Annotated in this window: 16 protein-coding genes; 10 read left to right on the plus strand and 6 right to left on the minus strand. The window is 71.2% G+C overall.

The window, feature by feature from the left end; all coding sequences use genetic code 11:
- The first annotated feature begins 5 nt into the window (after positions 1–5).
- The 3 genes from atpD to ACMXN5_RS21695 all read left to right on the plus strand — a co-directional run bounded on the left by atpD (position 6) and on the right by ACMXN5_RS21695 (position 2,688).
- Entirely contained in the window at positions 6–1,454 is a 1,449-nt protein-coding gene (atpD, locus tag ACMXN5_RS21685; protein ID WP_379994985.1) for a F0F1 ATP synthase subunit beta, read from the plus strand.
- A gap of 207 nt (positions 1,455–1,661) precedes the next feature.
- A complete protein-coding gene (locus ACMXN5_RS21690; protein ID WP_078975425.1) occupies positions 1,662–2,033 on the plus strand; it encodes a F0F1 ATP synthase subunit epsilon in 372 nt (123 codons plus the stop codon).
- Between the two features lie 79 nt (positions 2,034–2,112).
- Positions 2,113–2,688, plus strand: a complete 576-nt coding sequence (locus ACMXN5_RS21695; protein ID WP_439676607.1) for a DUF2550 domain-containing protein — start codon at positions 2,113–2,115, stop codon at positions 2,686–2,688.
- A 30-nt stretch (positions 2,689–2,718) separates the two neighbouring features.
- Here ACMXN5_RS21695 and ACMXN5_RS21700 read toward each other — a convergent pair whose 3' ends face one another.
- Positions 2,719–3,291, minus strand: a complete 573-nt coding sequence (locus ACMXN5_RS21700) for a cob(I)yrinic acid a,c-diamide adenosyltransferase (RefSeq protein ID WP_078975424.1) — start codon at positions 3,289–3,291, stop codon at positions 2,719–2,721.
- Positions 3,292–3,379: 88 nt separating this feature from the next.
- On the opposite strand from ACMXN5_RS21700, the gene murA reads away from it, so the two are divergent.
- The 4 genes from murA (at position 3,380) to ACMXN5_RS21720 (ending at position 8,337) form a co-directional block, all read left to right on the plus strand.
- Entirely contained in the window at positions 3,380–4,660 is a 1,281-nt protein-coding gene (gene murA, locus ACMXN5_RS21705) for a UDP-N-acetylglucosamine 1-carboxyvinyltransferase (protein WP_439676608.1), read from the plus strand.
- Between the two features lie 112 nt (positions 4,661–4,772).
- Positions 4,773–5,621: a 3-hydroxyacyl-CoA dehydrogenase family protein gene (locus ACMXN5_RS21710; RefSeq protein WP_078975422.1), complete on the plus strand. Its 849-nt coding sequence runs from the start codon at positions 4,773–4,775 to the stop codon at positions 5,619–5,621.
- Between the two features lie 159 nt (positions 5,622–5,780).
- Positions 5,781–6,086 carry an STAS domain-containing protein gene (locus ACMXN5_RS21715; RefSeq protein WP_380033784.1) on the plus strand — a complete coding sequence of 102 codons (306 nt, stop codon included), beginning with the start codon at positions 5,781–5,783 and terminating at the stop codon, positions 6,084–6,086.
- A gap of 283 nt (positions 6,087–6,369) precedes the next feature.
- Complete coding sequence (locus ACMXN5_RS21720; protein WP_439678051.1) at positions 6,370–8,337, plus strand: protein meaA; 1,968 nt, start codon at positions 6,370–6,372, stop codon at positions 8,335–8,337.
- 398 nt (positions 8,338–8,735) lie between these two features.
- Here ACMXN5_RS21720 and ACMXN5_RS21725 read toward each other — a convergent pair whose 3' ends face one another.
- Positions 8,736–11,723 (minus strand): LamG-like jellyroll fold domain-containing protein, encoded by a 2,988-nt coding sequence (locus ACMXN5_RS21725; RefSeq protein WP_439676609.1) that lies wholly within the window; start codon positions 11,721–11,723, stop codon positions 8,736–8,738.
- Positions 11,724–12,254: 531 nt separating this feature from the next.
- Between ACMXN5_RS21725 and ACMXN5_RS21730 the strand changes: the two genes are divergently transcribed.
- Positions 12,255–14,681 (plus strand): hypothetical protein, encoded by a 2,427-nt coding sequence (locus ACMXN5_RS21730; RefSeq protein WP_439676610.1) that lies wholly within the window; start codon positions 12,255–12,257, stop codon positions 14,679–14,681.
- Between the two features lie 42 nt (positions 14,682–14,723).
- Here ACMXN5_RS21730 and ACMXN5_RS21735 read toward each other — a convergent pair whose 3' ends face one another.
- Entirely contained in the window at positions 14,724–15,743 is a 1,020-nt protein-coding gene (locus ACMXN5_RS21735; protein WP_439676611.1) for an LLM class flavin-dependent oxidoreductase, read from the minus strand.
- A 377-nt stretch (positions 15,744–16,120) separates the two neighbouring features.
- Here ACMXN5_RS21735 and ACMXN5_RS21740 point away from each other — a divergent pair, with 377 nt between their 5' ends.
- Together ACMXN5_RS21740 and ACMXN5_RS21745 are read left to right on the plus strand one after the other, a co-directional pair.
- The gene (locus tag ACMXN5_RS21740) at positions 16,121–17,896 is read left to right on the plus strand and encodes a 3-hydroxyacyl-CoA dehydrogenase family protein (protein WP_439676612.1); all 1,776 of its coding nucleotides are present in this window, start codon (positions 16,121–16,123) and stop codon (positions 17,894–17,896) included.
- 145 nt (positions 17,897–18,041) lie between these two features.
- Positions 18,042–18,341 (plus strand): hypothetical protein, encoded by a 300-nt coding sequence (locus tag ACMXN5_RS21745; protein WP_395787834.1) that lies wholly within the window; start codon positions 18,042–18,044, stop codon positions 18,339–18,341.
- Here ACMXN5_RS21745 and ACMXN5_RS21750 read toward each other — a convergent pair.
- From ACMXN5_RS21750 to ACMXN5_RS21760, 3 genes are all read right to left on the minus strand, one after another.
- A complete protein-coding gene (locus tag ACMXN5_RS21750; protein WP_439676613.1) occupies positions 18,325–18,768 on the minus strand; it encodes a hypothetical protein in 444 nt (147 codons plus the stop codon). The genes ACMXN5_RS21745 and ACMXN5_RS21750 overlap by 17 nt on opposite strands.
- 121 nt (positions 18,769–18,889) lie before the next feature.
- A complete protein-coding gene (locus tag ACMXN5_RS21755; RefSeq protein ID WP_439676614.1) occupies positions 18,890–19,639 on the minus strand; it encodes an aldehyde dehydrogenase family protein in 750 nt (249 codons plus the stop codon).
- Positions 19,636–21,177 carry a long-chain-fatty-acid--CoA ligase gene (locus ACMXN5_RS21760; RefSeq protein ID WP_439676615.1) on the minus strand — a complete coding sequence of 514 codons (1,542 nt, stop codon included), beginning with the start codon at positions 21,175–21,177 and terminating at the stop codon, positions 19,636–19,638. Before ACMXN5_RS21760 ends, ACMXN5_RS21755 begins: the two co-directional genes overlap by 4 nt.
- Positions 21,178–21,312: the final 135 nt, after the last annotated feature.

Consider the following 21,312-nt stretch of genomic DNA (forward strand, 5'->3'; position numbering starts at 1 on the left):
ACATCATGACTGCCACTGTTGAGACGGCCGCTGCCACGGGCCGCGTCGCCCGCGTCATCGGCCCGGTCGTCGACGTGGAGTTCCCCGTCGACGCGATGCCGGATATGTACAACGCGCTGCACGTCGACCTGGACCTCGAGGGCCAGGGCGAGGGGGAGGGCAAGACCACGCTCACCCTCGAGGTCGAGCAGCACCTTGCCGACGGCATCGTGCGCGCGATCTCGATGCAGCCCACCGACGGCCTCGTCCGCGGCGCGGTCGTCACCGACACCGGCTCGCAGATCTCCGTCCCCGTGGGCGACGTCACCAAGGGCCACGTGTTCAACGCCCTCGGTGAGGTCCTGGACGTGGACCGGGCGACCTTCGAGGTCACCGAGCGCTGGCCGATCCACCGCCAGGCGCCGGCCTTCGACCAGCTCGACTCGAAGACCGAGATGTTCGAGACCGGCATCAAGGTCATCGACCTGCTCACCCCGTACGTCAAGGGTGGCAAGATCGGCCTGTTCGGTGGCGCGGGCGTCGGCAAGACGGTGCTCATCCAGGAGATGATCGTCCGTGTCGCCCGTCTGCACGAGGGTGTGTCGGTGTTCGCCGGCGTCGGCGAGCGCACTCGTGAGGGCAACGACCTGATCGAGGAAATGAAGGAAGCGGGCGTCTTCGAGCAGACGGCGCTCGTCTTCGGCCAGATGGACGAGCCCCCGGGCACCCGTCTGCGCGTGGCGCTGTCCGGTCTGACCATGGCGGAGTACTTCCGCGATGTGCAGAAGCAGGACGTGCTGCTCTTCATCGACAACATCTTCCGGTTCACCCAGGCCGGTTCCGAGGTGTCGACGCTGCTCGGCCGTATGCCCTCCGCGGTGGGTTACCAGCCGACGCTCGCCGACGAGATGGGCACCCTCCAGGAGCGCATCACCTCGACCCGCGGTCACTCGATCACCTCGATGCAGGCGATCTACGTCCCCGCGGACGACCTGACCGACCCGGCCCCGGCCACGACGTTCGCGCACCTCGACGCCACGACGGTGCTCTCGCGTCCGATCTCCGAGCTGGGCATCTACCCGGCCGTGGACCCGCTGGACTCGACGTCCCGGATCCTGGACCCGCGCTACGTCGCGCAGGACCACTACGACTGTGCGATGCGCGTCAAGAGCATCCTGCAGAAGTACAAGGACCTCCAGGACATCATCGCGATTCTGGGTATGGACGAGCTGTCCGAAGAGGACAAGCTCACCGTGCACCGCGCGCGTCGCATCCAGCGCTTCCTGTCGCAGAACACCCACGTGGCGAAGCAGTTCACCGGGCTCGACGGATCGGACGTCCCGCTGTCCGAGACCATCGAGGCGTTCAACGCGATCGCCGACGGCAAGTACGACCACGCTCCCGAGCAGGCGTTCTTCATGCTCGGTGGGCTGGACGACCTCGAGAAGAAGATCGCCGAGCTCAACAAGGGCTGACGATCGCCTGATCGACGAGGGGCGGTCCCGCACGGGTCCGCCCCTCGTGTCGGTTCCCGGTACCCGCCGCGCGCGGGTACCGGAAACCCGCCGGCGTTCGAGCCGGTTGGAGCCAGGCCCGTCCGGGCCACTATCCTTGGACACCACCCGCCCCTCGAGGGCGGAGGCGAAGACCCGCGTGTCTTCGACCCGACATGAGGAGCCACGTTGGCTGAGCTGCACGTCGAGCTGGTCGCGGCCGACCGCAAGGTGTGGTCCGGCGAGGCCACCATCGTCATCGCACGCACCGCGGACGGTGACATCGGCATCCAGGCCGGTCACCAGCCGGTCCTCGGAGTGCTCGAATCCGGCCCGGTGACGATCCGTCAGGCCGACGGTTCGGTCGTCATCGCGGCGGTCCACGGCGGGTTCATCTCGTTCGCGGACAACAACCTTTCGCTGCTCGCCGAGATCACCGAGCTGGCCGACGAGATCGATGTCGCCCGCGCGGAGCGGGCGCTCGAGCGCGCCGGCGCGGCGAAGGACGCGGGCGCCGAGCGGCGCGCGGAAACGCGTCTGCTCGCCGCCCAGCGGCGCTAGATCCGGTAGCGGCACCAGAGCCCGGACCGACACACGGCCGGGACCACTGCTCAACGCGCGAACGAGGAGGTCGATCGGGATGGTCCTCGTCGTGCTGAGCGTGGTGTCGGCCGTCGTCGTGGTGTTGGTCGTCGGTGTCGCGGCGTTCGCGTTGCGTCGTCGACTCATCCAGCGACCGGGCGGCACCTTCGACTGTTCGTTGCGTACGCGCCCACCGGTATCCCCGGCCGGCGCAGCCGGTTCCACCGCCGCGGCGTCCCCCGGACAGACTCCGGGAGGCGCCGCGTCGTCGTCCCCGGAGGGCGTCGGGAAGGCACCGGCGGACGGCGATCCGGCCGCGCCGTCGGCCGATCCGGACCACGGCAAGGGCTGGGTCTTCGGGATCGCCCGCTACAGCGGCGACCGGATCGAGTGGTTCCGGGTGTTCAGCTACGCGCCGCGCCCGCGTCGGGTGTTGCAGCGCGCGGGCATCCATGTGATCGGCCGGCGGGAGCCGGCCGGCCAAGAGGAGTTGGCGCTGCTCGCCGGCGCGGTGATCCTGGTCTGCGAACACGCCGGCGACCGGATCGAACTGGCCCTGAGCGACGACGCGTTGACCGGCTTCCTGGCCTGGCTGGAAGCGGCACCGCCGGGACAACGCGTCAACGTCGCCTAGCGGCGCGCACTGCCGCGATCCGCCGTCGGTTCAGCGGTTGGCGCCCGGTACCCACAGCACGTCGCCGACTTCGCGGTTGGCGTGCCGGGCGAGAATGAACAGCAGGTCGGACAGGCGGTTGAGGTACTTCACCGTCAGCGGGTTCATCGAGTCGCCGTGCACCTCCAGGGCCGCCCACGTGGTGCGCTCGGCACGGCGGGCGACGGTGCGGGCCTGGTGCAGCAGGGCCGCGCCCGGGGTGCCTCCGTTGAGGATGAAGCTGCGCAGCTTCTCCAGGTTCTCGTTGTACGCGTCGCAGGCCGCCTCCAGGGCGTCGATGTAGCTCTGCTCGACCCGCAGCGGCGGATACTTCGGGTCCTCGACCACCGGGGTGGACAGGTCGGCGCCCAGGTCGAACAGGTCGTTCTGGACGCGGGTGAGCAGCGTGACGACGTCCTCGTCGAGGTTGCCGAGCGAGAGCGCGACGCCGATCACCGCGTTCGTCTCGTCCACGTCGGCGTAGGCCGCGAGCCGCGGGTCGGTCTTGGCCGTGCGCGACATGTCGCCGAGGGCGGTGGTGCCGTCGTCGCCGGTGCGGGTGTAGATCCGGGTGAGGTTGACCATGTACGCACCCTAACGGCGCGCCTGCGTCTGGCTTTGTCCCGGCTTGGTGCCGTCCATGGGCGGGTCCCGGAATCAGTACGATTCTCCGATGGACAGGTTCCGGGTGACAGGTGGTCAGCGGCTCGCCGGCGAGGTGCGGATCACGGGCGCGAAGAACAGCGCGCTGAAATTGATGGCGGCCGCGTTGCTCGCGGAGGGCACCACGGTGCTCGAGGAGGCTCCCCGGATCCTCGACGTCGAGATCATGAGCGAGTTGTTGCGGCGCCTCGGGTGCGAGGTCGAGGGCGAGACCACCGGGACGGTGCGGATCGACGTGCCGGCCGCGCCGCGCTTCGAGGCGGATTACGACCTGGTGCGCAGCATGCGGGCGTCGATCTGCGTGCTCGGGCCGCTGCTCGCGCGCTGCGGCGAGGTGCACGTCGCCTACCCGGGTGGGGACGCGATCGGCTCGCGCGGTCTGGACATGCACATCGAGGGCCTGGTCAAGCTCGGCGCGACCGTGGAGAACTCGCACGGCGTGCTGATCGCCAAGGCGCCGAAGGGATTGAAGGGCACCGCGGTCTGGCTGGACTTCCCCAGCGTCGGCGCGACCGAGAACATCCTGATGGCCGCGGTCCTGGCCGAGGGGCGCACGGTGATCGACAACGCGGCCCGTGAGCCGGAGATCGTGGACATCTGCGCGATGCTCACCGAGATGGGCGCGCGGATCGAGGGCGCGGGCTCGTCCACCCTGGAGATCGAGGGCGTCGACGGGCTCAAGCCGGTACGCCACCGCACCGTCCCGGACCGGATCGTGGCCTGCACCTTCGCGGTCGCGGCGGCGATGACGCTGGGCGATGTGACGGTGCGCAACGCGCATCCGGAGCATCTGGAGATCGCGCTCGACAAGCTGACCCTCGCCGGCGCCGAGGTCTCGCACGTGCGGGACGGCTTCCGGGTGGTGATGGACCGGCGGCCGAAGGCGGTGGACGTGGTGACGCTGCCGTACCCGGGGTTCGCGACCGACATGCAGCCGTTCTTCGCGGCGATGAACTCGATCGCCGAGGGCTCGGCGATGATCACCGAGAACCTCTTCGAGGCACGGTTCGTGTTCCTCCAGGAACTGCTCCGGCTCGGCGCGTCGATCCGTACCGACGGGCACCACGCGATCGTGCGCGGGGTGGAACAGCTGTCCGGCGCCCCGGTGTTGACCGCCGACATCCGCGCCGGCGCGGGTCTGGTGCTGGCCGGTCTGGTCGCCGACGGGGATACCACGGTGAGCGGGGTGCACCACATCGACCGCGGTTACACGGGCCTGGAGGTACAACTCCAGTCGCTCGGCGCGAAGATCGTCCGGGAGCCGGAGCCGGAGAGTACCTCGCGTTTCTGACGGGTCGTCAGGTGGGGGTGCGCGGATCCCGGGGCCGCTGCGGCTACGCTCCGGGCGAAGGGCGTTCGTGCGCGGACGCCGGCTCGGGACCGTGTACTGGAGAGGTTGCGCAGTGACCAAGAAGATCGCCGTCGTCGGGGCCGGGTTGATGGGATCGGGCATCGCCCAGGTCGCCGCCCGGGCGGGTCACACCGTCGTGTTGCGCGATGTCACCGACGCCGCGCTGGCCCGGGGCCTGAGCGGGATCGAGGCCTCGTTCGAGAAGTTCACGGCCAAGGGCACGCTGACCGCCGAGGACGCCTCGGCGGCGCTCGCCCGGATCACCACCACCATCGACCTGGACGCGGTGGCGGACGCGGACGTCGTGGTCGAGGCGGTGTTCGAGAAGGTCGAGATCAAGCAGGGCGTCTTCCGTGAACTGGACCGCATCTGCAAGGCCGACGCGGTGCTCGCGACCAACACCTCGGCGATCCCGATCACCGAGATCGCCGCGGTCACCGGCCGCCCGGAGGCGGTGGTCGGCATGCACTTCTTCTCCCCGGTGCCGCTGATGAAGCTGTGCGAACTGGTCCGCGGCTTCAAGACCTCGGACGAGACGCTGGCCGCCGCGCGGGAACTCGCCGAGGAGATGGGCAAGACCTGCATCGTGGTCAACCGGGACGTGGCCGGCTTCGTGACCACCCGGCTGATCACCGCGCTCACCGTCGAGGCGGTCAAGCTGTACGAGGCGGGTGTGGCCACCGCCGAGGACATCGACATCGCCTGCCGGCTCGGGTTCGGACACGCGATGGGTCCGCTGGCCACCGCGGACCTCACCGGCGTGGACATCATGCGCAACGCGACGAGCAACATCTACACCGAGACCAAGGACGAGAAGTTCGCGCCGCCGGAGCTGCTGAACCGCATGGTGGCCGCGGGCGACCTGGGGCGGAAGTCGGGCAAGGGCTTCTACGCCTACTGAGCGGGTGGTGCAACGGGTGGTGCGCAATCGGCGCATCATCCGATCAATCGTCACCGGTACGAGTGAAGTCCGCTGTGATGAGTGAGGATTATCGGGTTTTGGGTGTTCTGCTGGGGAGTCGGACCGTCATCGAACGGACGGACTCCCCAGGAGGAGACGATGCGCGTTTGGGGCGACCCGCGTGAGCTGCACTTGGAAGGCGTGCTCGACGTGCGGTCCACCGCCGACGTCCGTTTGGCGCTGCACGACGCGCTGGACCACGGTGACGGCGACCTGATTCTCAACCTCACCCACGTACCCGCGCTGGATACCACCGGCCTGGGTCTGATTGTCGGCGCGCATCGACGTGCGGGCCGACGTGAGCGCCGACTGGTGCTGATCGGGGTCAATCCCGACGTGCACCGCGTCCTGGTGTTGACGCGATTGCACCGCATCCTCACCCTCCGCCAACCCACCGCCGCCTGATCGGGACGGTGCGTCGACCGGCACCGACACACTGTCAGGCAGGCCGGGAAACGACTTGCGGGCTGTGGCCGATCACACCTGTCCGGAGCGGTTACCCGTCAGTACACTCCGTGGTAAGCAGGGCCGAACCAGGCGCGGTGACAGCGGACCAGCGGGGTTGCCCAGGCCGGTAGTCGCCGAGATCCGGTCGGCCCGGAACCTCCGGAGGTATTCCGTGGCGAGCCAGACGCCCTCAGCTCAGCCCTCGCAGCCGACCCCGGTCGAGCGCGACCGCCCCTGGGTCATGCGCACCTACGCCGGTCACTCCTCGGCCGCCGCGTCCAACGCGCTGTACCGCCGCAACCTGGCCAAGGGGCAGACCGGTCTGTCCGTGGCCTTCGACCTGCCCACCCAGACCGGCTACGACCCCGACCACGAACTCTCCCGCGGCGAGGTGGGCAAGGTCGGCGTACCGATCTCGCACATCGGCGACATGCGCGAACTCCTGGACGGCATCCCCGTCGAGGGCATGAACACCTCGATGACGATCAACGCGACCGCGTTGTGGCTGCTCGCGCTGTATCAGGTGGTCGCGGAGGAGCAGGGCGCCGACGTCGCCAAGCTGACGGGCACCACGCAGAACGACATCATCAAGGAATACCTCTCGCGCGGGACCTATGTGTTCCCGCCCGGCCCCTCGCTGAAGCTGATCACCGACACGGTCGCCTACACCGTCTCGCACCTGCCCAAGTGGAACCCGACCAACATCTGCAGCTACCACCTCCAGGAGGCGGGCGCGACGCCGGTGCAGGAGATCGCCTACGCGATGTGCACCGCGATCGCGGTGCTGGACGCGGTCCGCGACTCCGGGCAGGTGCCGCAGGAGCGTATGGGGGACGTGGTCCAGCGCATCTCCTTCTTCGTCAACGCCGGTGTGCGCTTCGTCGAGGAGATGTGCAAGATGCGGGCGTTCGTGCAGTTGTGGGACGAACTCACGCTGGAGCGCTACGGCGTGCGCGACGCCCGGCAGCGCCGGTTCCGCTACGGCGTACAGGTCAACTCGCTCGGACTGACCGAGGCGCAGCCGGAGAACAACGTCCAGCGCATAGTGCTGGAGATGTTGGCCGTGACGCTGTCCAAGGACGCCCGGGCCCGGGCGGTACAGCTGCCGGCCTGGAACGAGGCGCTGGGCCTGCCCCGGCCGTGGGACCAGCAGTGGTCGTTGCGGATCCAGCAGGTGCTGGCCTACGAGTCGGACCTGCTGGAGTACGGCGACATCTTCACCGGCTCGCATGTGATCGAGGCCAAGGTCGCGGACCTGGTGGCGGGCGCGCGCGAGGAGATCGACCGGGTGCAGGCGATGGGCGGCGCGGTCGCGGCGATCGAGTCGGGCTACATGAAGTCGCGGCTGGTCGGCTCGCACGCGGCCCGGCGGGCCCGGATCGAGGCGGGCGAGGAGGTGGTGGTCGGGGTGAACCGGTTCGAGACCACCGAGGAGAACCCGCTCACCGCGGACCTGGACGCGGCGATCATGAGCGCCGACCCCGACGCCGAGCGCTCGGCGATCGAGAAGGTCCGGGCGTGGCGGGCGGCCCGCGATCCGCAGGCGGTGGAGGCGGCGATGGCGCGGCTGCGCGAGGACGCCCGGTCGTGGAAGGCGGCCGACGCGGTGAACCTGATGCCGGCCACGCTGGCGTGTGTACGGGCCGGGGTGACCACGGGGGAGTGGTCGCAGGCACTGCGCGAGGAGTTCGGCGAGTATCGCGCGCCGACCGGGGTGTCCGGGGTGGTCGGTGTGCAGGACGGCGCCGGGCTCGGCGAGGTGCGGGGGGCGGTGCGCCGGACCGGGGAGGAACTGGGCGGGCGGCTGCGGTTGTTGGTCGGGAAGCCGGGGCTGGACGGGCACTCGAACGGGGCCGAGCAGATCGCGGTTCGGGCGCGCGATGTCGGGTTCGAGGTGGTGTACCAGGGGATTCGGCTGACGCCGGCGCAGATTGTCGCGGCCGCGGTGGAGGAGGACGTGCACTGTGTGGGGCTGTCCATCCTGTCGGGGTCGCATCTGGAGTTGATCCCCGACGTGCTCTCGCGCATGCGCGGGGCGGGGATCGGTGATGTGCCGGTGGTGGTGGGCGGGATCATTCCTGCCGCGGATGCGGCGTCGTTGTTGGCGCAGGGGGTGGCGGCCGTGTTTACGCCGAAGGACTTCGGGATCACGGAGATCATGGGGCGGATTGTTTCGGTGATTCGGGAGGCGAACGGGCTGTCCGCCTGAGGGGGTTGGGCTCGGTCGTGGTGTGGGCCGAGGTCGGCTTGCCGTCCTCAAACGCCGGACGGGCTGGGATGGGTGGGCTCGGGTTTTTGGCCGGGCTTGTGAGGTCGGTGGGTTTTCCTGTGTCCTCAAGCGCCGGACGGGCTGGGATGGGTGGCTCGGGCTTGTGGCCGGCCTTGTGAGGTCGGTGGGCTTCCCGTGTCCTCAAGCGCCGGACGGGCTGGTTTGGGCTCGGGTTTGCGGCTGACCTTGTGAGGTTGGTGGGCTTCCTGTGTCCTCAAGCGCCGGACGGGCTGGTTTGGGCTCGGGTTTGCGGCTGACCTTGTGGGGTTGGTGGGTTTTTCTGTTTCCTCAAGCGCCGGACGGGCTGGGAATGGTCCGTCCGGCGCTTGGGGGTTTGGTTATGGGATCGGGGTGGTCATGTCTTTGGTGATTTCTGTGGGGGTCAGGGCTCGGTTGTAGATGCGGATGTCGTCGATCAGGCCTGCGAAGTGTTCGCCCCAGATGGTGTTTCCGCCGATTTTGAGGGCGCCGCCCTCGTCGATGATCGGGCCGGTGTGTGGGGTCGCCCGGACCTGGATTCCGTTGACGTAGAGGCGCAGGGTGGTGCCGTCGTACGTGGCGGTGAGGTGGGTCCAGGTGTTGGTGGGCAGTGGTGCGGTGCCGTCCGCGTAGGTGTCGTTGTTGGTGCCTGTGGTGTTGATGGACGTGTTGGGTGCGGTGGTGCCGTTCGCGTACAGGGCGTAGGACAGGCCGCCCCCGCGTTCCTTGAGGAGGATCGAGCGCCAGCCGGTGATCGCGGTGGGTTTGACCCACGCCTCCAGGGTCATGCCCGTGGTGAGGGTCAGGCGGGCGCTGTGCGGCACCGTGACCATCGATGAAGTGCCGTTGAAGGACAGGGCGTTGCCGGTGCGGCCGGGTACCCATGTGGCGCCGGCAACGGTGCCGTCGTTGCCCTGTCCGGTGCCGTCGACCAGGACCGTGCCGCTCGACGCGTTGAAGCCGTATTGCGCCATCAGCCCGGGTACCGGCCCGTCGACCTCGCGGAACGTGGCGGTCAGGGTGAGCGGGGTCGCGGGTGCGGTGATGTTGTGTGCCGCCGCGCCGCCGTCGGACCAGGACGCGAACTCGTAGCGTTTGCCGTTCAGCGTCTGCGGCGACGGCGCCGCGATCGACGAGGTGCCGCCGACGATCACCGTGCCGGTGAACGGTGCCGGGCGCTGGGACGAGAACAGGCCCAGGGTCAGGCCGGGCGGATTCGAGGCGAGGGTGATGTCCACCGTCCGCGGATCCAGGCGCACGCTCGTGGTTCCGGTCAGGCCGCCGGAGTCGGTTGCGGTCAACCGCAGTTCCAGCCAGGACGGATACTCGTGGTCGACCGCGGTGAAGGTGCCGGAGGCGCCGTCCTGTGCGGTGATCTGGTGCTCGTGGCAGCTGGTCGGCGTGGTGCAGTGGTGCATGACGATGCGCCAGTTCAGGCCGCTGCCGGGAATGGCGCCGTCCTGGGGGTCGGTCGCGTGCCCGGTGAAGGCGATCGGGTCGCCCACCTTCCAGGTCAGCGTCGACGCCGGGGAGTCGATCACCGGTACCGGCGGCGAGTTGCCGGCGGTGATGGTGATCGGGGCCGAATCTCCGGTCAGCCCGACCGGGTCGGTCACCCGCAACCTGGCGCGATAGGTGCCGGGCACGGTGTACGTGTACGACGGGTTCGCCGCGGTCGAGTCGTCGAACGCGCCGTCGCCGTCGAGGTCCCAGGCGTACGTGAGAGTCTCGCCCGGATCCGGGTCGGTGGAGGCCGATCCGGTGAAGGCCACGGTCAGCGGGGTGCTCCCGGTGGTCGGCGTGGCCGAGGCGACCGCGGTGGGCGCGCTGCCGGTGTAGCGGATCCGGTGGATCGCGCCGTCCTCGAAGCCGACGTAGTACACGTCGCCCTCGGGGCCGGTGGTCAGCTGCACCGGATTGGCGTTGGTGACGAACGCCTGGCGGGTGGCCGGGTCCGGGAGGCCGTCGGCGCCCGCGCGCATGCTCCAGACGCACCGCCGACTGTGGTCGGCGAAGAACATCGCGTTGCGGTATGCGGCGGGGTAGCGCTGCCCGCTGTAGAAGGTCACCCCGGAGATCGCCGAGCCGTTGCCGGTCGGGCAGCCGTCACCCGGCGCCACCACCGCGCCGTGCTGGTACGCGTAGTAGGGCGCCCTGACCGCGCCCGCGCCCTCCGCGTACAGGTCGGCGCACAGGTTCAGGCCGATCGCCTCGTAGCCGCCCTGGCGGGCCGAGCCCTCGTAGCAGGGCCAGCCGAAGTTGGCCACGGCCGTGCTCGACGGGGTCAGCCGGTCGACCTCCTCCCACGTGCTCCATCCCACGTCGCCGACCCAGACCTCGTTGGTGCCCGGCCGGAAGTCGAACCGGAACGGGTTGCGCAGGCCGGCGGCCACCAGTCGGCGGGCGTTGGCGTCGGCGTTGCCCGCGAGCGGGTTGCCGGGCGCGCCCGCGCCGGTGACGGGGTCGATCCGGATGATGCTGCCGTTGAGCGCGAACGGGTCGCCCGGGGTCCGGAAGTCCTGGGCCCGCAGCGCGCCGCCCTCGGCGTTCGGCGCGGTCAGTACGGTGCCCACCGCCGCGGTGCCGTCGGCGCACGGATTCGCCGGTATCGGCTCCTTGCCCGGGATCGCGCCGCTCGCCGGGGTCTGCCCGTAGTCCGCCCAGTCGAAGCTGGCCCCGTCCCCGGCAGACGCGTAGAGGTAGCCGTCCGGGCCGAAGGCGAGCGAGCCGACCGAGTGCGACGGGAACTGCTGGCACCAGCCCTCGACCAACACCTGCTCGGGACCGGCGGTGTTCCCGGTCGCGGTCAGCCTGCTGATCCGGCCGGTGATCAGACAGCCCTTCGCCTGGGCGCCGGGCGGGTCGGGACACCCGTCGTCGGCGCCGGTGGCGGTGCCCCAGTAGGGCGCGGAGCCGCCGGGGCGCGCGTCGTGTGCGTACATCACGTACACCGACGGGTCGGTCGGGAAGTTCGGGGCCAGGGCCAGGCCGAGCAGGCCGCGATCCCAGAAGTTGTGCACCTGCGCCCGCAGATCGGTGAACACCGTGGGCGTGGTGTCGGTGATCGAGTCGTACACCTTGACGACGCCGGACTTCTCGGCGACGAAGACCCGGCCGTCCTTGGCGAAGGCCACGTCGATCGGCTGGGACAGCCCGGTCAGTACCGATTCGTCGGCGAACTTCGGCGGTACGGCGGCGGCTCGGGCCGTCGCGTCGCGCGCGGTTGTCGGGGAGCCGAAGAGTTCGGGGCCGGGTGGGCGCGTGGATGTGCTCGACGTACTCGTACTCGTACTCGTACTCGTGGTCGCGGCCGGCGATGCGCCGGCCGAGGGTATCGACAGTGCCAAGGAGGCGAACAGCGCGACGGCGCACGCAAGCCGGGTTCGTCCCCGGTGCACCTGCCGTCCCGCGTGTCGCGAGTGTATGGAACCGGACATATATGTCCCCCTGTTCCCCCTGTGCGCCCGGCAGTTGTGGCGCCACATCTGCACCATAGGGTGACTCGCCGGGCGTAGGCCGACTTTTCGGCAACCTCGTCCGCCCCCGGTCACCCGCGTGCGCCGGCCCCCGTGACCACTTGCGGACGCGCGCGTTGTTGTTGTGAAGAGGGAGCGAAGGTCGACCCGGAGACGGTCCGCTCGACGGCGGGAGGTGGCAAGGTGGAACGTGGTACGACGGGGACACACGATGCCCATGCTCGGCCGCCTCGGTGCGCGCCGCGTCGGTGCTCAACGATCTTGTCACGAACCCGGCGCCGGGTATCGGTGCGCCGGCCGCGCCCGGCACACTGATCACCGGTTTCCGCCCCCGGGTGCCCGGACTCGTCCCAGGTCGCACCGGTGCGTCGAGGAACCACGACGGGGAGCACAGGGAGTGGCATGAACGGCGGCGGCGGCAGGCAACGGCCGGAAGAGGACGGGGAGCAGCACCTCGGGGACGAACCGCCGCGGCCGACGGCCGGCGACCGGGAGGTCTCCGGGGGCGAGCCGTGGAGCGACTCCTGGGGTGACGACGCCTATCTGGACGAGTTGTTCGGGCCGCGCCCGGGGCGAGCCGCGTCGGCGCCTCGGCAGGACGCGGACGATTCGGGCGGGTTCGGGACGGACGGCTCCGACGGGTTCGGGACGGACGGCGCGGGCGGGTTCGGCGGGAGCATGGCGGGCTTCGACGCCGCGAAGTCGGCTGGGAGCGCCCCCGGGTTCGGGACGGACGGTTCGGGCGAACCGCCTTCGGGGCGGGGCGAGCCGATCCGGATCGACGACGACTGGTCGGACCCGGCCCCGAGCGGCCGGGCCGGCACCGACGAACCCGGGCCGGGCGTGCTCCGGTTGTACGCGGGCGACCTGCTCCTGACCTTCGGCGGCGCGGACGGCACCGACGTCGCGCCGGTGCCCGCCGGCGCCCGGCCGCCGCGCTCGTCCAGGCTGCCCGGTTCGGTGCCCTCGACCGGCCCCGAACCGCTGGGTCGCGGCGTCGAGATCGCCGAACTCACCGGGCTGCTGCAACGCGGTACGTCGGTCCGGATCGGCGGACCCGCCTCCAGCGGGCGCACGACGCTGCTGCGCCGGCTCGCCGCGCTCGATCCCGCCCAGGCGCCGGACGGGGTGATCCTGCTCGACGGGCGCCGGCGCGGCCTGGACGATCTGCTCCAGCAACTGCACGACGCGTGCTTCGCCGGACCCGCCTACCGGCCGACACGTGTGCAACTGGCCCGGATCCTCGCCGACGTGGCCGCCCTCGTGGTGATCGACGACCTGGACATCGGCCAGGAGGACATCGCCGAACTTCTGCGTATCGCTCCGGAATGCGCTTTCCTGGTGGCCGGGCCCGAGCAGGTCGACCCGATCGCGCGCCGGGATTCGCCGCTGCACGAGATCACCCTGCGCGGCCTCCCGCAGGAGGCGTCCTTCGATCTGCTGCGCCGGGTCGCCGGGCGCGAACTCGACGACGAGGAGCTGTCCTGGGCCTCCGCCCTGTGGTTCCAGGTGGGCGGTCATCCGGGGCGGTTCGTCCAGGCGGGGGCGCTGCTTGCGCGGCGCGAGCGCGGCCGTTACGGGCTGCTCGACGACGGCGCGGCCGACGGCTCCGCCGAGTTGCCCTCGCCCGGCGAACCCCGGCAGTTCGTACCGCGCCTGGTGCCGCTGGTGTCCGCGTCGGCCCAGCAGGTGTTGCGGCTGGCCTCCGCGCTGGACGGCGAACTCCCGGACCCGGTACACCTGCCGGCCCTGACCGGTGCGGTGGACGCGGTGGGCGCCGCCGACGAGCTGGTCGAAGCCGGGCTCGCCGCCTGTGAGTTCGGCCGGTATCGGCTCACCGGAGGCACCGCCGAGGCGGTCGCCTCGATCGTGCGCGGGCCGTCCTCGTGGGCGGTGGCGGCCATACAGCACTTCACCTGGTGGGTCTCCCACCCGTCGGTGACCCCGGCCGAGATCGCCCGCGAGGCGGACACCATCCTGGCCTGCCTGCGCGAGTCCGAGCGGCTGGGCAAGGCCGGTTCGGCGCGGGCGCTGGCCCGGGCGTCGGCGCCCGCGTTCGGTGCCTCGGCGCGGTGGGACACCTGGGGCGAGGTGCTGGAGCTGGGCTTGGCCTCGGCGCGCGAGGCGGGCGCCTCGGCGGCGGTGGAACACGCCTGGTTCCGCCACGAGTTGGCGGTCCTGGCGTTGTGCACGGGCGATCCGGAGGGCGCGCGCGAGGAGGCGGTCGCCGCCACCCGGATGCGCGACGTCGGCTCGGACAAACGCGGACTGGCCGCTGACCGGAGGGTGTTGGCGCTGGCCGGCGGCGATCGCACGGCGGTCGCGGCGGTCGGCCAGGAAGGCGCGACCGGGGCCGAGCGGGGTGGCATCGGTCGGCGCGGCGTGTTGATGACGGCCGGTGCGGCGGTGGTCCTGGTGGTCACCCTGGCGGCGGTGGTCGCGATGGGTTCGGACTCGCCGGACCGGGGCGATCAGCGTAATCCGGTGGGTTCGACGGGCTCGGCGACGTACGACCCGAACACGCCGAACCGGGGGCCGGAGGCCGACCCCAGGGTGGACCGGGACAAACCGCCGCCCCCGACGGGCAGCCGCAAGCCGGGGGCAAGCGGGGCGACGTCCTCGGCCGCCACGACGGCCCGCGAGACGACGGCGCCGAACACGAGCGCCCCGGCCACCGCGCCGCGCTCGTCGACTCCGGCCAACTCGGCGTCACAGAGCACGAGTCCCGCCCCGACGAGCGCTCCACCCACCACCACGCGCGCGCCGTCGCCGACCTCGACGACCCCGCAGTCCCCCGTCGGCGACGTGAACGTGCCGGTCGGGGCCTGACCACCACCCGCGCCGGCCGGGGTGGGCGGGTCCGGACCCGGGTCAGTGTGCCGCCTCGCGCAGGGCGGGGAGTACCTCCTTGCCGAGGCGGGCCACGTTCTCCAGGGTGCTCGCGCCCACTCCGGCGCCCTCGGCGAACAGCAGGAAGCGGTTGATGCCGGTGCGCTCGGCGGTGCGGGAGAGGCGGCGGACGCAGTCGGCCGGCGCGCCGACCGGGTGGATGCGACACAGGAAGTCGGTGTACTCGTCCGGGTCCCGCATGTGCCGCTGCCGGCCGTCCACCGTCACGTGCGCCGACAGGCCCCGGCGCAGCCACTTGGGCATCGCGTGACGCAGTACCTCGACCGCCTCGCGCCGGGTGTCCGCGACGTAGGCGACCGCCGCCGCGGCGTGCTCGACCGCCTTCGGGTCCCGCCCGCACGCGGACGCCGCGCACTCGTAGGTGCGGACCATCGCCGCCTTCTCCGCGTCGTCCGCGTGCATCCCCAGGAGCATCGGCAGCCCGTGCCGGGCGGCGAGCGACGCGGTCTCCCGGGAGGTGCACGCGACGATCACCGGAGGGTGCGGGTAGGTGCGCGGGCGGGGCACCACCGGCACCTTCCGGAAGGAGAAGTGCTCGCCCTCCGCGCCCACCCGCTGGTGGGTCAGCCAGCGCATCAGCAGGTCCAGCGACTCCGCGAACGCCTCGTCGTGCCGCCGCAGCCCGGTGCCGAAGACCTCCAGGTCCACCCACGGCCCGCCGCGCCCCACGCCGAGGGTGAAGCGCCCCTCGGACAGCTGGTCGAGCAGCGCGGTCTGCTCGCCCAGGGCCACCGGATGCTGGTTGGACAGGACGCTGATCGCCGTACCCACCCCGATCCGATGGGTACGCCCCAGTAGCATGGACGCGAAGGTGACCGCCGACGGGCACAACCCATACGGCACGAAATGGTGTTCGGCGATCCACGCCTCGTCGAATCCGGCCTCCTCCGCGGCGATTCCCGCGTCCATGGCGGCGGTGAGCACCGCACCGTGGTCGCCCGCGTCGAACTGTGCCGCCAGCAGGAAGATGCCCACCCTCATCGCGTCCTCCTCGTCGTGTCGTGGCCGCTGCCGACCGGCCGGTCCCGCCGGACGTCGCCGGCGGGGGCGGTGGTGTGGGGGACAGGGCGCCCACACGACAACACAACGCGTGAAGGCGCGTGTAGGTAATCCTTCACGCGTGATGGTTTTTTTACCCGATCGGGCGGATATCGGCGCCCACGACGTCATCCGTCGAACATGGGGTCGAATGTCCGAACGCATGTTCGGGACGGATCGAGGCGAACGGCACATCCCACCGGCCTGTGCCTGTTCGACAGGGACTGCGATACTCCCTGGAAACCCGCGGTACTACTTCGCAGTAACCAAGGCGTACTCCCGGTCGGGAGACGCCATTTCAGCAGCGAGGAGCACAGCAGATGAGCCGTGACATCAGCACGGTCGGCGTGGTCGGCCTGGGCACCATGGGCGCCGGCATCGTCGAGGTCCTGGCCCGGGCCGGACTGACCGTCGTGGGCGTGGACGTCTCCGCCGAGGCCGTCGCGCGCGGCCGGGCCCGGATCGCCGAGTCGACCGCCCGCGCCGCCGCGCGCGGAAAGCTCACGGAAGCGCAGCAGCACGACATCTTCGAGCGGGTCACCCTCGGCACCGACCTGACCTCGGTGGCCTCGGCCGACCTGGTCCTGGAGGCCATACCCGAGCAGCTGGCGCACAAGCAGGCGCTCTTCGCCGAGCTGGACAAGATCTGCGGCCCGGAGACGATCCTGGCCACCAACACCTCCTCACTGTCGGTCACCGAGTTGTCGGTGGCCACCACCCGCTCCTCGCGCGTGGTCGGGCTGCACTTCTTCAACCCGGCGCCGGTGATGAAGCTGGTCGAGGTGGTCCGCACCGTGGTCACCGAGCCCGACGTGCTCGCCGACGTGGTCGCGCTCGCCGAACGCCTCGGCAAGTCGCCGGTGGTGGCCGGCGACCGGGCCGGGTTCATCGCCAACGGTTTGTTGTTCGCCTACCTCAACCACGCGGCGTCGATGTACGAGCAGAAGTACGCGACGCGCGAGGACATCGACGCGGCCATGCGCTTCGGCTGCGGCCTGCCGATGGGTCCGCTCGCGGTGCTCGACCTGGTCGGCATCGATACGGCGTACGAGATCCTGGAGCAGATGTACCGCCAGTCGCGCGATCGCCTGCACGCGCCCGCGCCGATCCTCAAGCAGATGCGCACCGCGGGGCTGCTCGGGCGTAAGAGCGGTCGCGGCTTCTACACCTACGAGCAGGCCGGATCGCCGGTCGTGGTGGCCGAGCCGGGCGGGGCCGCGGCGGTCGCCGGCACCCCGCGCGAGGTGCACGCGGTGGGCGTGGTCGGCACCGGGACGATGGCCACGGGCATCGTCGAGGTGTTCGCCAAGTCCGGCTACGACGTGGTCTATGTGGCGCGCGGCGAGGACAAGGTCGAGCGGGTGCGCGGGGCGCTGGTGCGCTCACTGGACAAGCAGATCCAGCGCGGTCGGCTGACCGAGGAGGCCAAGGCCGAGGCGCTGGCCCGGGTGACCGGTACCACCCGGCTCGACGATCTCGCCTTCGCCGACCTCGTGGTGGAGGCGGTGGTCGAGGAACTGTCGGTCAAGCAGGCCCTGTTCGAGAACTTCGACGAGATCTGCAAGCCCGGCGCGATCCTGGCCACCACCACCTCCTCGCTGCCCGTGATCGACTGCGCGGTGGCCACCTCGCGGCCCGCCGACGTGGTCGGCATGCACTTCTTCAACCCGGCGCCGGTGATGAAGCTGGTCGAGGTGGTGCGGACGGTGGCCACCTCCGACGACGTGGTGGCGACCATCCACGAGGTGTGTCGACGCACCCGCAAGCACGCGGTGGACTGTGGGGACCGGGCGGGCTTCATCGTCAACGCGCTGCTGTTCCCGTACCTGAACGACGCGGTGCGGATGCTCCAGGCCAACTACGCCGGCGCCGACGACATCGACACCGCGATCAAGCTGGGCGCGGGATATCCGATGGGCCCGTTCGAACTGCTCGACGTGGTCGGGCTCGACGTCTCGCTGGCCATCCAGAAGGTGCTGTTCGCGGAGTTCCGCGAGCCGGGCTGGTCGCCGGTGCCGCTGCTCGAACACCTGGTCACGGCGGGCTATCTCGGGCGCAAGACCGGGCGGGGCTTCCGGGACTACGCGAAGCGGTAGACGAGCGGTAGGCGAGCGGTAGGCGGTCGCCGGGCGAGCCGGCGGTCGGACCGCGCCGGACCGCGCCGGGCGGCGTGCCGGGCGGAGGTAAGTAGTACGAGAGGGGTACGGGCGCATGCGGTGCGTGCACCCGTACCCTTTTTGTGTGCCGCGTCGTAACAAGCCAACCAGCCGCTCCCGGTTCGTCGACCGGGGCGAGCCCCGCGACCCCGGCCTCGGTTTCGAGGAGCGCGAGTCGGGGGCCGACGGGGAGTGGCTGGTGCGCCCGATCAGCGGGCAGGCCGCGACCAAGACCTATCGGTGTCCGGGGTGCGACCACGAGATCGCCCCGGGTGTGCCGCACGTGGTGGCGTGGTCGGCCGACGGGCGGGTCGAGGAGCGTCGGCACTGGCACCGGCCGTGCTGGAACAGCCGAGGGCAGCGGCGAATCACCCGGCGGCGGTAGCGGCCTCGTCGACGGCGGGCATCCGGGTGCCCCGGGCCGGTCGGGTGGCGGCGGTGGCGGCGCCCAGGAGGGCGAGCGCGGGTACGGTCACCGCGAGGACGAGCGGCACGAGCAGCGCGGCGGCGGAGACGGCCACGTGCAGGCCGGCCGAGCCGACAAGGCCGGCCCGGGAGCGGGCGCCGGTACGCAGTCGGTCGCGCAGGTTGAGCGCGGCCCAGACCGACCAGATCGCGACGACCAGGCCGAGCAGCGCGAAGAAGCCGATGCCGACCGAGCCGACCAGCGCGCGGTTGTCGGTGCCGCGGTCGTCCAGGGTCTTCAGGACCAGGATCGGCGCGAGCACGCCGCAGCCGAGGACCGCGGCCACCGCTTCGGCGAACAAGGTCGCGATGGCCGCGTACGTCACGATCCCCCGGGTGAACGTCATAACGCGCGATCGTGCCGGTTGGGCGAGGGTTTGTCGAGAGTGCGTTCGAGAGGTCGGGGTGATCGGGCCGAGCGGGTCGGTCGGGTGGGTCGGGTCGGTCGGGTGTTCGGGGGTCGGGGCTTCAGCCGCCGCGGCCGAAGCGGAGGGTGACGTAGCGGTCGAGCAGCTTCAGCGTGCCCTGGGTGCGGATGAAGGAGGTGGGTTCGATCGGGGCCTTGAACAGGCGCCGGGTGGTCGCCTGGGGGCGGGCGAACTCGCGGAGCCCGTCCGGGCCGTGCATCCGGCCGAAGCCGCTTTCGCCGACCCCGCCGAAGGGGAGCGCGGGGATGCTCGCGAACGCGATCACCGCGTCCACCGACACCATGCCCGTACGCAGCCGGCGGGCGATCTCCAGGCCGAGCCGCCCGGTCCGGGCGAACACCGAGGCGCCCAGGCCGTAACCCGCGCCGTTGGCCAGTCGGATCGCCTCGTCGGCGTCGGCCACCGTGCGGACCGAGATCAACGGCCCGAACGTCTCCTCGCGGGCCGCGCCGCTGTCGTCGGGCGCGTCCACCAGGACGACCGGGTCGATGTAGGGCGGCCGGATCGCGCCGACCCCGCCGATCACGGCCGTCGCGCCGCCGGCGATCGCCTCGTCGATGTGCCGGCGCACCACCTCGACCCGGGCGGGCATGGTCATCGGCCCGTAGGCCGTGCCGGGCTCACCGGCCGGCACCAAGTCGGCGATCCCCGCCCGGAGTTCGGCCAGGAGCTCGGTCTTGATCGAGCGTTCGACGAAGACCCGCTCGATGCCCACACAGGTCTGCCCGGCATTGGACAGCGCACCCCACAGGGCGGCCTGGGCGGCGTCCGCGACATTGGTCGGATTCACCACTGATTCGTCCCCTCGCGCAGCACGGACTTGCGGACCTTGCCGGCCGCCGTCAGGGGCAGCGCGTCGACGAACTCGACGCTCCTGGGCGCCTTGTACCCGGCGATCAGCGTCTTGACGTGGGCCCGGAGCCGCTCGGCGGTCAGCTCGTGGCCGGGGTGCGGCACCACGACGGCGTGCACCCGCTCGCCCCACCGGGGGTCGGGCAGTCCGATCACCGCGCAACAGGCCACGTCCGGATGGGTGTTGATGGCATTCTCCACCTCGGCGCTGTACACGTTCTCCGCGCCGGTGACGATCATGTCCTTGAGTCGGTCAACCACGGTGAGGTAGCCGTCGGCGTCCATGAAGCCGAGGTCGCCGGTGTGCATCCAGCCGTCGCGCAGGGCCTGTTCGGTCTCCTCGGGCCGGTTCCAGTAGCCCGTCATCACGTGGCTCCCGCGCGAGACGATCTCGCCGATGTCGCCGCGCGGCAGCTCGTTCCCGTCCGGTCCGACCACGCGTACGTCGGCGTGCAGGCAGGGGCGGCCCGCCGAGCGCAACTTCGCCGGGTCGCCGGCCAGGTGGTCCTCGGGCAGCAACAGGGTCGCCAGCGGCGACAGTTCGGTCTGACCGTACGCCTGCACCAGGGCGACGCCCGGCAGCGCCGCCAGGACCTGCTCCAGGAGCGCGCTGGTGATCGGCGAGGCGCCGTAGGTCAACATGCGCAGCGAGGACAGGTCGTGGTCGGCGAACTTCGGGTGGTCCAGCGTCATCCGGAGCATGGTCGGCGCGAGGAAGACCTCGGTGATCCGCTCCCGCGCGATGATCGCGGCGGCCCGTTCGGGGTCGAAGACCGGCAGTACCACCTGGGGGACGCCGAGGATCGAGGTCATCAGCGACACCCCGAACCCGGCGATGTGGAACAGCGGGGCGGCGTGCAGCACACGGGCGTTCGGGGTGATCCGGTAGGCGGCGGTGGCGACCAGGCCGCCCATGGCGGAGGCGAGCAGGTTGTCGTGGGAGAGCATCACGCCCTTGGGGAAGCCGGTGGTGCCGCCGGTGTAGAAGACGCCCGCCAGATCGCCGCCGCCCCGCTGCGCGTCGGGAATCGGGGCGGTCGCGGCGATCAGGTCCTCGTAGCCGTGCATGCCGGAATCGGCCGGCGGATCGCCCATGTGCACCACCACGCGCAGACTCGACGAGGCCGCCTGTAGGGCGGGGACCATGGCGGCGAAGGCGTCGTCGACGATCAGTACGCCGGTCCGCGAGTCGTCGAGGGAGAAGGCGATCTCGGCCGGGCTCCAGCGGATGTTGACCGGGTTCAGCACGCCGCCGGCCCAGGGGACGGCGGTCAGGCACTCCAGGTAGCGGGCGGAGTTCAGGGCGAGGACGGCGACCCGGTCGTCGGGGCCGACGCCGAGGCCGCGCAGCGCGCCCGCGAGCCTGGCCACCCGCTCGCGGAGGTCGCGGAACGTGGTCGACGCGGCGCCGTCGACGACGGCTTCGCGGCCGGGGGTCTGCTGGGCCCAGCGGTGCAGCGGCAGGGTGATTCCCATGGGACGACTCCTCGCGGGGGAGGGGAGGGGTGGCCGACGGGGCGCGGTGGAGGCGGCGGCCGGTTCGCGGGCTCGGGCGCCGGGTGGGAATGCGGCGGCGCGGGCGAGCCATGGGGCCCGCCCGCGCCGCCGAAG

This window comes from Embleya australiensis (assembly GCF_051903075.1).
Lineage (GTDB): Bacteria > Actinomycetota > Actinomycetes > Streptomycetales > Streptomycetaceae > Embleya.